The sequence below is a fragment of the Aquimarina sp. TRL1 genome, from assembly GCF_013365535.1.
Classification (GTDB): domain Bacteria; phylum Bacteroidota; class Bacteroidia; order Flavobacteriales; family Flavobacteriaceae; genus Aquimarina; species Aquimarina hainanensis.
Genome location: NZ_CP053590.1, coordinates 2,490,666 through 2,502,947 on the forward strand (window position 1 = coordinate 2,490,666; position 12,282 = coordinate 2,502,947).

At 34.2% G+C, this 12,282-nt stretch carries 12 protein-coding genes and 1 tRNA gene; 6 read left to right on the forward strand and 7 right to left on the reverse strand.

The features are described from left to right. Nucleotides 1-107 precede the first annotated feature (107 nt). Nucleotides 108-180: transfer RNA gene (locus tag HN014_RS10010), tRNA-Cys, on the reverse strand. Nucleotides 181-1,273: 1,093 nt separating this feature from the next. On the opposite strand from HN014_RS10010, the gene HN014_RS10015 reads away from it, so the two are divergent. Further along, nucleotides 1,274-1,504: a hypothetical protein gene (locus HN014_RS10015; RefSeq protein ID WP_176028743.1), complete on the forward strand. Its 231-nt coding sequence runs from the start codon at nt 1,274-1,276 to the stop codon at nt 1,502-1,504. A 97-nt stretch (nt 1,505-1,601) separates the two neighbouring features. On the opposite strand, the gene HN014_RS10020 is transcribed toward HN014_RS10015, so the two are convergent. Further along, a complete protein-coding gene (locus HN014_RS10020; RefSeq protein WP_176028744.1) occupies nt 1,602-2,144 on the reverse strand; it encodes a flavodoxin in 543 nt (180 codons plus the stop codon). Between the two features lie 97 nt (nt 2,145-2,241). On the opposite strand from HN014_RS10020, the gene HN014_RS10025 reads away from it, so the two are divergent. The 4 genes from HN014_RS10025 to HN014_RS10040 all read left to right on the forward strand — a co-directional run bounded on the left by HN014_RS10025 (nt 2,242) and on the right by HN014_RS10040 (nt 5,917). Then, complete coding sequence (locus HN014_RS10025; protein WP_176028745.1) at nt 2,242-2,592, forward strand: hypothetical protein; 351 nt, start codon at nt 2,242-2,244, stop codon at nt 2,590-2,592. A 248-nt stretch (nt 2,593-2,840) separates the two neighbouring features. Further along, complete coding sequence (gene fabV, locus HN014_RS10030) at nt 2,841-4,028, forward strand: enoyl-ACP reductase FabV (protein ID WP_176028746.1); 1,188 nt, start codon at nt 2,841-2,843, stop codon at nt 4,026-4,028. Nucleotides 4,029-4,146: 118 nt separating this feature from the next. Further along, entirely contained in the window at nt 4,147-5,268 is a 1,122-nt protein-coding gene (locus HN014_RS10035; RefSeq protein WP_176028747.1) for a pentapeptide repeat-containing protein, read from the forward strand. A gap of 70 nt (nt 5,269-5,338) precedes the next feature. Then, nucleotides 5,339-5,917 (forward strand): nitroreductase, encoded by a 579-nt coding sequence (locus HN014_RS10040; RefSeq protein ID WP_176028748.1) that lies wholly within the window; start codon nt 5,339-5,341, stop codon nt 5,915-5,917. A gap of 92 nt (nt 5,918-6,009) precedes the next feature. On the opposite strand, the gene HN014_RS10045 is transcribed toward HN014_RS10040, so the two are convergent. After that, a complete protein-coding gene (locus HN014_RS10045) occupies nt 6,010-6,456 on the reverse strand; it encodes a hypothetical protein (RefSeq protein ID WP_176028749.1) in 447 nt (148 codons plus the stop codon). A 193-nt stretch (nt 6,457-6,649) separates the two neighbouring features. Further along, entirely contained in the window at nt 6,650-7,045 is a 396-nt protein-coding gene (locus HN014_RS10050) for an endonuclease domain-containing protein (protein WP_176028750.1), read from the reverse strand. A 154-nt stretch (nt 7,046-7,199) separates the two neighbouring features. Here HN014_RS10050 and HN014_RS10055 point away from each other — a divergent pair, with 154 nt between their 5' ends. Then, the gene (locus HN014_RS10055; protein WP_176028751.1) at nt 7,200-7,964 is read left to right on the forward strand and encodes a LexA family transcriptional regulator; all 765 of its coding nucleotides are present in this window, start codon (nt 7,200-7,202) and stop codon (nt 7,962-7,964) included. Here HN014_RS10055 and HN014_RS10060 read toward each other — a convergent pair whose 3' ends face one another. From HN014_RS10060 to HN014_RS10070, 3 genes are all read right to left on the reverse strand, one after another. Then, on the reverse strand, nt 7,965-8,960 hold the full coding sequence (locus tag HN014_RS10060; RefSeq protein WP_176028752.1) for an App1 family protein: 996 nt from the start codon (nt 8,958-8,960) through the stop codon (nt 7,965-7,967). 75 nt (nt 8,961-9,035) lie between these two features. Then, complete coding sequence (locus HN014_RS10065) at nt 9,036-11,378, reverse strand: sodium-translocating pyrophosphatase (RefSeq protein ID WP_176028753.1); 2,343 nt, start codon at nt 11,376-11,378, stop codon at nt 9,036-9,038. A 295-nt stretch (nt 11,379-11,673) separates the two neighbouring features. Further along, nucleotides 11,674-12,204 carry an inorganic diphosphatase gene (locus tag HN014_RS10070; RefSeq protein ID WP_176028754.1) on the reverse strand — a complete coding sequence of 177 codons (531 nt, stop codon included), beginning with the start codon at nt 12,202-12,204 and terminating at the stop codon, nt 11,674-11,676. Between the last annotated feature and the right edge of the window lie 78 nt (nt 12,205-12,282).

Genomic DNA, 12,282 nt, shown 5'->3' on the forward strand with positions numbered 1-12,282 from the left:
TTGTTTGGTAAAAGCAATTTCTTTTAATAAAAGCACTACTCTTTGTATAAGGTGTATAGTATTTCTGAGAGACAGTCAGAAAACGAGTAGTGCTTCTGTGTCAAAAGAGACAAGGGTGAGACTCGAACTCACAATAAAACAGTTTTGCAGACTGTTGCTTTGCCATTAAGCTACCCTGTCTTTTGTTTTTTTGAGATTGAAACAAAAAAAAGACGCCTTTAAGGGCGTCTCATAGTATTAACAATATAATATCACTATCATCTTTGTTGATGGCTATGGACGCTTTTTTGTTTTTTTACGTAGCTTCTACGTTGTTGGATTGTACATTTGTTTTTCATGTCAAGTGATTTATAAATTATATAAAATTGATTAGCGAATTGCTGATGCAAATATGTAGATAATATTTAATAAAACAAATCTTTTTTTGATTTAATTTACTGTTAATCAATGTGTTAGTATTTGTTTTTAGAACATAAGCACCCTGTCCGTAATACTACGGATAATAGAGTTTTATGGCAATTGTCTGTCTCCCTGTTGCTTACTTCTCAATACGTATATTTTTTACTTTTTTATTTGTTTTTCATTTTGATTGATTTTGGTACAAAAAAAAAGCGTCCGATTTTTTCGGACGCTTATATATAATATCTGTTTTTATAGTATCAGTATTAAAAATACATAGAGTCCTCTTTGAATAAGTTATAAGGTTGTTTCATCGAACAAAGGAAAGTTCTGATGAGCCATTTAGACGTACTATGTGTATAAACTCTTTTCATATGTGATACAAATATTCTAAAATTGAATGAGATATACTATATTTTTTAGAAAAAATTGGGAAGGTTGTTTCAGATACTATTAAGGATGTTTATAATCGTATAAACTTTTGATACAAGATATATGTATATGACAATTCTGTGTTATGGTATGATAAGAGTATTCTTTTTTTAAAAAAAGCCGATAATCTTATGGCTTTAATTTTTGTGTAAGCTTTTTCATGCAGCGTGATTCTCGTAAAATTTTGTTAAATCCTGTGTTGAAAACTAATATAAATTACGGTTTAACCGTAAAATGTTGATTTTTAATCAACTGCATAGATGTACTTGCCGTTTCGGTATTTTGTTTATAATCAGGCTTTCATAGTGATTTGTAGGATGATTTAGTCTTTTTGGATTTATAAGTTTTTGATAGTAAATAAAATAGGGGGAAAATCCCCCTTGAGACCTTTGTAGGATGTATATATCTTTACCACCTGATTTAATTAGTTATACTATAAGGAATGACCCCGGATTTAAATATTGATAAAACCATGTTTCTAACAGATTTACTACAGTGGCTGAAGTTAGATATCAATCGTTTTATGATTGCGCTTACACATGGTGAACCTTATGAAACTATAATTTATCTATGGATTGATAAATTATACTATAAAGGAAAATCTAAGGATGAAGCATTGAATCTTATTCTTAAGGCACAAAGGATACACCTTCAAGGGATTCTTCATAATTAAAGCATACAGTAGTGTTCAATTATATTCGTAGTTACTAATAAATAACAACTACGAATATAACTGTATGTATAATCAATACTGTATTGCATAGGGCTATTTAGCCAACAGCGTTGTAAACAGTAGTTTGTTCTAATTCTGTTTTTACCTGATCAATCCATTTTTCGAGTCTTGTATCAGTAAGGTTTGATTCATTATCATTATCAATAGCAAGCCCATAAAACATGTCTTCATTATCAGGAATGACTGCCTTTGATTCTCTGAAGTTATACTCTGCAACTGGCCAGTGTCCAATGATTTGCCCTCCATTTTTTAGAATTACTTCGGCAAGAATCCCTATTCCATCTACAAAGTATTCTGTGTATCCTACCTGATCTCCCAATCCATAGATAGCTATTACCTTATCAGTGAAATCAATTTCCTGAAACTCATCAAAAAAGTCTTCCCAATCACTTTGCAGATCTCCATCGTACCATGTAGAAAGCCCTAATAGTAGGATGTCATATTGTTCGAAATCATCTTTTGAAACATCACATACTTCGTGAACATCAATCTGATCAGCTCCCCAAGCTTCTGTTAAGTCTTTAGTTACGTCGTCAGTACATCCGGTATCAGAACCATAAAACAGACCTATTTTCTTCATCTATTTTTCTTTTTAGAATTTTTAAGAACAAAAATAATCTATTTTAAATTATTCTAAATAAGAATAATCAATAAATTTGTAGAATAAAAAGTAAACCATGCATACATTAACTGCTTTATATAGCAACGACTATGGTTCCGGATATAAAATACAGATAGTAGAAGAAGAACCTTGTGAGAATATACAACTATGGCTTGATGATATCGGATTTATTATGACCAAGGAGGAAGTTCGGGGTTTTTTATCTGTAATTAGGTCTGCCCAGGTATTTTGCAAATGCCCTAAATGCAAAGAAGAAGGACACAAAGCAATAAAATTTAGTACCATAAGAGCTGAAGTAAACTTAAAAGCTGACAGGGGTGTACTCAAAGGATTAGAAGATTTGGTTCTGGGGATATTATTTCATCTGGATTATGATGAAATGCTAGTTGATAATAATATACAATAGAAAAGAAGAGGTTGTATATGCAAGCAAATTTCCTACAGGTATTCCTGTAGAATGCATCTTTCTATTCCGGGTATTGATGAATCAATACACTAAGGGTATTTGTTTCTATATACGTTCTTAATTAGATTCCTCAACATTAAGAGATTTTCTCTTAATGGATTACTGTAGATTGCTTATTTTAGTCAACAAAATATGATCAGATTTATAAAATCAGATGATATGTTTTAATTCGCTAAAAAGATTTATTGATGATTATAGAACCAAGAACTAGAGGGTTTATTTGCCTTACATCACACCCTAAAGGATGTGAGCAAAATGTGAAAAATCAAATAGAATATGTAAAGACCAAAGGAGAAATCTCCGGTCCTAAAAAAGTATTGATAATAGGAGCTTCGACTGGTTTTGGTCTTGCCTCTCGTATTACAAGCGCTTTTGGCTCGAAAGCAGCAACTGTTGGGGTCTTTTTTGACAAACCGGGAACTAAAGGGAGACCTGGTTCTCCCGGATGGTATAATTCTGCTGCTTTTGAAAAATTTGCACACGAAGAAGATATCTATGCCAAAAGTATTAATGGAGATGCTTTTTCTAACGAAATAAAAGAAAAGACCATCGCATTAATTAAAGAAGATTTGGGGCAGGTCGATTTGGTTGTGTATAGTCTGGCCTCTCCTGTTCGTACACACCCAGATACAGGAGAGCGATTTAAGTCTGTATTAAAACCAATTGGAGGTTCTTTTAAAAATAAAACAGTAGATTTTCATACAGGGGTTGTTTCTGATATAGAAATTCAACCAGGAGATGATAAAGATATAGAGAATACGGTTGCTGTAATGGGAGGAGATGATTGGGAATTATGGATAGATGCCATGAAAAAAGCAGAAGTATTAGCTCCTAATGCAACTACCATAGCATATTCTTATATTGGTCCTGAGCTGACAGAACCGGTATATAGAAAAGGAACTATTGGAAAAGCAAAAGATCATCTCGAAGCTACAGCATTTACTATTTCCGATAAATTAAAGGACATAGGAGGAAAAGCTTATGTATCTGTCAATAAGGCTTTAGTTACGCAAGCTAGTTCCGCTATTCCTGTGATTCCATTATACATATCATTATTGTATAAGGTAATGAAGGAGGAAGGAATACATGAAGGATGTATAGAACAAATGTATCGTTTATTTAATGAGCGATTGTATACGGGAGATATAGCATTAGATGAAAAGGGACGTATTCGTGTTGATGATTGGGAAATGAGACCGGATGTACAAGAAAAAATAGCTGCTTTATGGAAAGAAGCAACGACAGAAACCTTGCAAGATATCGGTGACCTCAAAGGATATGAAACAGACTTCTTTAATCTATTTGGTTTTAAAGTTGATGGCGTTGATTATGATCAGGATGTAAACGAAGTTGTTGAGATTTCCGGCATCGTTTAAACATAGAACTGTTGCGAATGCTTTTGTAATGATCTATATTGTTATAGGAGCATTTTGCTTTATTAGCAACAGAGCAAAATACTACGGAGAATTAAGTTAATACTAATATTTTTTTAGCGTGGAACAGCAGGAATATATAACTCGGTTAGAGAATGAAAATAAGGAGCTTAAAAAGCGGTTGGGTAAAATCAATAAGCAAAAGCAAAAGTCAAATAAAATAAAAAAAGGACTTATTGGTTTGTTGAGCGTACCTCTTTTTGGAGTTCCTTTAAAAAAGAGTATTAGTAATGCTATTCATGAATATAAAGAACGGAAATCTGTATCAGTAGATACTGTATCAGATGTAACCTCTAATGTTATTTGGCGTGTCACAAGAATTGGTTTGTTTGCTATTTTAATGGCGGTAATCCCTTCTCTGGTTTTATTGTATCAGACAAAATTATTGTATAATCAAAATGCAATGATTAAAAGTCAAAACAGTTTGATAGAAGCAGATAGACGTTCTTCTTTGGTAACTGTTATGGGAGATGTTCTTAGCGATGTAAACCAGGAACTAAAAAATAAAGCTAGTGGAGAACGAAGTATTAGCAGGACATTAGAAGCTAGAATTGTGAGTCTCTCTATGGCGATGAAACCATATCAATTCAAAGAGAATGATCAGTTAATAGAAAAGCCGATTAGCCCAGAAAAGGGACAGCTGTTGTTTGCCTTATTGAGAAGTCAAATAGGGAAGCAGTCTTCGAGAGATATTTTTCTTACTGGAGATTTTAACTACACAAGTCTTAAAAATGCCAACTTGGGAAGAGGAGCGTTACTACAGTTTGCAAGGCTAAATCATTCTGATTTTAGTGGTTCGGAGATCGTGGAAGGAAACCTCAAAAGAGTAGAGCTTAAAGAGGCGAATCTTACAGGGACTTTTTTGTCAGAATCAGACCTGAGTCAAGCAAATTTGTACAAAGCGGATATGAAAAAAGCCGAATTGATAGGGGTTAATTTTACAAATGCAAATCTGTTTGGAGTAGATTTAACCGGGGCTAATTTGTCTGAAGCGACACTCTGGGGAACAAAATTAAAGAAAGCAAATTTGACAGCTGTGAAATTGGATAATGCTATTGTACATAGAGAAGACTGGATTGCATATGTGTCTGATTCGCTGGATCTGGATGGGGGAAGTGATATTAGGAAGAACTATAGATTAAAGAAGCAAGGTAAAAAACAATTTCTCATAGTTGCGAAATAAGGAGTTGCTTCGATAAGAAAATAATGAAGATGCAAAAATCTTCGTTTTAATGTTTTGATTTTAAAAAATAATGATAGAAAAAGAAATTAATAAGCTGATGAAAAATCGAAGATCGATTTTTCCTGCTCAATATAATGATACAGCAATTACCAATGAATTTATAAATACTTTATTAGAGAATGCGAATTGGGCACCGACGCATAAAATGACTGAACCATGGAGGTTTAAGGTGATTCAGGGAGAAGCCAAAGAGCGATTAGGAGCTTTTCTGGCGGATACTTATGCAGATATTACTGATGATGAGAACTTTTCTCCGTTTAAGCATAAAAAAATAAAAAACAACTGCAAAGCTGCTCATACGATTATAGCGATTTGCATGCAGCGGGACTTAAAAGAGCGTGTTCCAGAGTGGGAAGAAATTGCTTCTACAGCAATGGCAGTTCAGAATATGTGGTTAACATGCACGGCGAATGATATTGGGTGTTATTGGAGTAGTCCTAAGCTAATAACGTATATGCATGAATTTTTTGAATTAGGTGAAGGAGAAAAATGTTTAGGCTTCTTTTATTTAGGAGGCTACGATAAGGAAGATGTGGAGCTGGTTTCAAAAAGAAATACGATCGCAGATAAAGTAGAATGGATGTCGTAAAAAAAACAGAAATACAGATATAAAAAGAGCCACATAAATATATGTGGCTCTTCTGGTTTTATGCAATATGTATTGCATAATTATAGGTTGAATTACTGAGCTAATTTAGCGCTTAATTCTTGTAATTTTTTAGCAGCAGCAGTAGTGTACTCTCCTAATTTTTTAGCGTCTTCAGCAGTAAGATCTTTTGTGAATTCCTGAGCTTTAGTAGCTAATTCCTGACCTTTAGTAGCTAAAGAAGATAAAGCAGTAGCATCTTTGCTTTCGATTGCTTTTGCGTAATCAGCAATGTATGCATCATAAGCCTTAACGTATTCTTGAACAGCAGGGTTGCTGAAAGAAACAGCATCAGTAGCTTCAGTAACAGCTTCTTTTACTTCTTCTTTTACTTCAGTAACAGCTTCTTTTACTTCTTCTTTTGCTTCAGTTGCAGCTTCTTCTACTTTGTCAGCAGCATCTTGAGCTTTATCAGTAGCTTCTTTACATGAGATAACTGATAAGAACATTAGAGCAATTGCTCCTAATAAAACTTTTTTCATAATTGATAAAATATGATTTAACGGGTTATTAAACTCCAAATTTAATATTTTATTTCATATTACTCTGTTTTTTTATAGTAACTATTAGAAATAATAAGTTTTGATAAAAGAAATAATAGTTTTTGTAGGGGTGAAAATATGAAGTAGTGTATGTAAACTCTTTTTTATCAGTTTTTTGTGTATAATGGTTTGCTTAGTGTATTGCTTTGTTAGCTGTATGAGTTACTGAAGAGGCAACATGATTGTTTTTTAAGTTTCTCAATATTTCATCCATATCAATTAGTATCTGATAATCTGTATACCTTAATACGGTTATACCTAGAGAAGGAATACATAGCTTTTTAGTTGCATCCTGATTATAGATGTCATACGATTCATGTGTATAACTGTCTATTTCTATTGCAACCTTAGAAACCGGACAATAAAAATCAAATTTATAATTTTCTATAGTGTAGTTTCTTAGGAAGTTATATCCTTTTTTGATTAATTCTTTATGTAATTTTTCTAATGTTGACATGGCGTTGTCCAATGAATGTCGAATGATTTTTTCTGTAGTAAAAGAAGTTGTTGAGATATATGATGCTGACATAAAAGTATCTGTATTTGTATTTTTTCCAAAATTATGGAATATTTCCATTTACAGCAAATAAAAAACAATAAAAAAAGGAAATATTCCTAAATTGCGTATCTTTGTGTAGTAAAGATTCCAAATTTAACCTTAAAAATATTCTAATACTCTTTCTATGGGAGATACTTCAGACATTATAAAGCGATTTAAACAAATAAGGGAAGATCACAGATATACACAATCTGAATTTGCTAAATTACTAGGAATAAAAAATTCAACAGCAGATATAGAAAGAGGGAAAACAAAAATTTCAGGATTAGTAGTGGCTAAATTGTTGGAACACTTTAATATAAATCCTCTGTGGTTGTTTGGAGAGAGTAATAAAAAAGAAATTTATTGGAATAGTGTAGATGTCTCTCCAAAAGTAGTAACGGTTGATAGCACTGATAATGAAAATATGGTCTTGGTTAATATTAAAGCAGCTGCTGGATATCCACATAATATTCAAGATGTAGATTGGTATCAGCAATTACCGGCTTTTGATATTCCTCTGCCCGAATACAGACATGCTAGCTATAGAGGGTTTCAGGTAGAAGGGGATAGTATGTTGCCTTCTTTAGAACCTAAAGAATGGGTAATTGGCAAAGGAGTTGCATCGTTGGCGGAGATTGGTAATAATAGTATCTGTGTTGTCGTCTTGGCAGATAGTGTACTGGTTAAAAAGATTCGCAGAAGTGATGATAATACCGAAGTTACATTAATTTCTCTGAATCCTGAATATCCTCCGGTAACAATAGCATCTCACGATATTATGGAATTATGGGAAGTCAATAGTAAGTTGAGTTTTAATATTGATACGACGGGAGAAACATTGGATATTAAAAAACTTCAGGATGCGATGATGAGTTTAACCGAGGAGGTGAGATCTTTAAAAAAATAATTATTTGATGAATCCTGCTTTTTGCGCATGTTGTTCTGCCTCTGCAGAAGAGTGAATGATAAGCGTGGGACAAGAGCTGTGAGTATCAATTAGTTTTTGGATTCTCTGTTCTTTTTTTTGGTGATTTACACTTCTTAAATAAATTGCCAGGATTCTATCTGGATATTTTTTGGTAATAGCGATATAAATATCAGCATCTTTTTCTCCACAATCACCAATCAATATAAATTTCATTTCAGGATAGGTTGTAAGAAGGTTGATGATTTCTTGTTCTTTGTGTGGTATTTTTGGTTTTGGAGTTTTGTCAAATGGAGTCCTGAAATCTCTTAATAAAATGGGACCTTTAGGAAAACTATAAGTGTTCAGAAATGCAGTGAGATAATCGTATAGGTTCCAGGGGCTGTTGCTTACATAAAAAATAGGGTTTTTATGAGAAGGGCTGGTTCCTTGGTGTAGTTTTTTATAAAAGTCTACTGTGCCTTCTAGTGGGAGTCTTTTATCGAAGTTTTTAAAAAGAGTATTTATAATAACACGCCATTTAAATAAAGAAGTAACTCCTGTGTGGAGAATGGTATCGTCTATATCGCTAATTACTCCGTAGGTAGCCATGGAATCTGGAATCAGGATTTCTCCTTTGAAGCTATTATTAGCTGTTATAGGTTGTTTACAGTCCAGAAAAGATACTGTGTAAGGAGTCCAGGTGTTTTTTAGAACATTTGTATGCTGTACAATCTTTTCTTTGTCAAAATGATAGTACCCTTCTTCGTCAGTGGTGGTGATAAAAGTAGTACCATCAGCAAGGGTTAGCTTGATTTTAATATGAGGAATTTCATCACTCTCGAATTGTTTATAAAAGTTTTTGAGAGTTTTTCGGATACCGAGACCACTACTAAATTCAATATTCTTATCCTTTAGTGCCCGACCGGTAATTCGGCTTTTAATAGCAGATCCATAGCTTAAATATGAGTTGATACGTAATGGTTTTTTTTTAAACATAGATCTGTTAATGAGGGATAAAGATAGAAAACCTCGCTTATAAGCGAGGTTTTTTGAAGGTATTTTGTTTTAAAATTATTGTAAGGTTGCCTTAATCTTTTCAATTTCAGCCTTCACTTCTGCTTCACTACCTACAATAGTTCGTGTTTCTTGTAGTTGTTTTCCTTTTTGAGTAGAAGAAATTGTAACGGTTGCAGTTGTGCTATCGTGTTCTTTTTTCATTTCTACACGTATTTCTTTTTTAGTTTCAGCTACAGCTGTTTCTCCACTGTGATTACCTAGGAGCGGAGCAATTACAAGACCGACAAGACAAGTTAGTTTTATCAGGATATTCATAGAAGGACCAGATGTGTCTTTAAATGGATCGCCAACCGTATCTCCTGTAACCGCAGCTTTATGTGCATCAGAACCTTTGTAGGTCATTTCTCCATCAATTTCTACTCCTGCTTCAAAGGATTTTTTTGCATTATCCCAGGCACCTCCTGCATTATTCTGAAAAATTGCCCACATCACACCAGAAACACAAACTCCAGCCATATACCCTCCTAGTGGCTCAGCACCAAATAATACACCAATTATGATTGGAGAGATAATAGTGATTAGTCCTGGTAATATCATTTCTTTAAGTGCTGCTTTTGTAGAGATGTCTACACATTTTGCATATTCAGGGGTTCCGGTTCCTTCCATAATCCCTGGTATTTCTTTGAACTGTCTTCGTACTTCTTGTACCATTTCCATGGCTGCTTTTCCTACTGATTTCATAGCCAGTGCAGAGAATACTACTGGGATCATCCCTCCGACAAACAGGGCTGCAAGTACATCTGCTTTAAAAATATTTATTCCGTCAATACCTGTAAAAGTTACATAGGCTGCAAATAGTGCTAATGCGGTTAGTGCAGCTGATGCAATGGCAAATCCTTTACCGACAGCAGCAGTTGTGTTTCCTACAGAATCGAGAATATCGGTACGTTCTCTTACATGGTCTTCCAGTTCGCTCATTTCAGCAACTCCTCCTGCATTATCTGCAATAGGTCCAAAAGCATCAATAGCAAGTTGCATAGCTGTAGTAGCCATCATTGCAGAAGCGGCCATAGCCACCCCATAAAAACCAGCAAGCTCATAAGAACCATATATGGCAGCAGCAAATAATAATACGGATGAAAAGGTTGATTTCATTCCTACAGATAGCCCGGCAATAATATTGGTGGCAGCTCCCGTAGAACTGTTTTGTACAATGTCTAAAACTGGTTTTTTTCCCAGACTGGTATAGTATGCTGTAACCATCGAAATTAACGCACCTACTGCCAATCCTATGATTGTAGCATAGAAAACATTTAGAGAAGAGATGTTTTTAATTCCTTCTCCAAAAAAGTTCATCTGTAGTGTTTGAGGAAGCATAAAATCAATAAGGAAGTAGCTGGCAATTACAGTTAGTCCAATTGCTACCCAATTACCTAGATCAAGTGCTTTCTGTACGTTTGCTTCTTTAGCATTGTTATCTTTAATACTTACCAGAAAAGTTCCAATAATCGAGGCTAGAATACCAACTCCAGCTATAACTACAGGGAGTAATATAGGCCCCATATTTCCGAAATCATCTGAAAACTGGGAATTTGCAGAAATATCTCTAATGACATAATTACCTAAAACCATGGCAGCAAGAACAGTCGCTACATATGATCCAAAAAGATCCGCTCCCATTCCTGCAACATCTCCAACATTATCCCCAACATTATCTGCAATAGTTGCAGGGTTTCTTGGGTCATCTTCAGGGATTCCTGCTTCTACTTTTCCTACAAGGTCAGCTCCTACATCTGCCGCTTTGGTATATATTCCTCCTCCAACTCTGGCAAAAAGAGCGATAGATTCAGCACCAAGGGAGAACCCAGCCAAAGCTTCTAGTACGATAGTCATATTGGTATAGAAAGATCCTTCATTGCCCATAAATTGGTTGATGAAGAATAAAAAGAAAATACTTAATCCTAATACTGCCAGACCAGCAACACCTAGTCCCATAACAGTTCCTCCTCCAAAAGATACTTTGAGGGCTTGAGGAAGACTGGTTTTGGCAGCTTCAGCTGTTCTTGCATTGGCATCAGTAGCAATTCGCATTCCGATATTACCAGCAAGTGCTGAAAAAATTGCACCAAATATAAAAGCCGGAACAATCATCCAGCTAGTTGTCTCAACAAATAAGGATATGCTAAATAATGCAACAGAAGCTACAATAACAAATACGAGTAGTAACCTGTATTCTGCGGCTAAAAATGCTAAAGCTCCTTCTTTAATGCTTTTGGAGATATTCTGCATTTTCTCGCTCCCGGGACTTTGTTTTTTTACCCAGGACATTTTTATAAACATGAAAAGTAATCCTAATATAGATAAGGCAATTGGCACATAAATTATGTTTGATTTCATATGTGTGATTTTAGTTAATAAGTAGTTAAATGTAATGAAATTCATCAAGATAGAGAAGATGAAGGAAAAGAGAAGCTTCTTTTTTTTATGTTAAAGTGATGGAAAGAGTTGTTAAAAATAAAAAGAAAGCTTATCGCGTATTTTTAATACGGGATGTAGGTTATTTCAGAATTGAAGAGAAAAATAGGAGGTAAGAAGAGTATAAAATATGGGTTTTTTCTGTAGAAAATAGCAATATAAAAAAGCCAACTATGTTCAATAGTTGGCTTTTTTATGCTTTTATATCAGGTGCTATTTATGCAATGCTAAAAAGTCCTTTTGGTTTATCTGCTAATTCGTCAAAACGTTTTACACAAGCTTTGATAATGTCCTTAGCTTCGGTAACATTCCCCCAGTCACCTACATCAACTTTTTTCTTTTCCAAATCTTTATACACCTGGAAGAAATGCTCTATTTCCTGGATTAAATGAGGGTTTAGTTCATTGATATCAGAAATTCTGTTAGCAATAGGGTCAGAAATTGGAACGCAAATGATTTTTTCATCTGGTCCTTTTTCATCAGCCATGTGAAAAACACCAATAGGCTTCACTTCGATTACGCAACCTGGGAATGTAGGTTCTGTAACTAATACTAATACGTCTAAAGGATCTCCGTCTAGTGCTAAAGTTTCAGGAATGAATCCATAATCAGCCGGGTACATCATTGAAGAGAAAATCATACGATCATATCGTATTTTTTTCATATCAAAGTCGTATTCGTATTTATTTCTACTTCCCTTAGGTATTTCGATTAGTACATCAAAACTATCACGAGTTGCTGCGCTCATATTTTTTCTATTTTTTTAAATCGGCGTCAAATATAGTTATTCCTTAGCCGTAGGGGAAATTTATAGACGAAAAATATA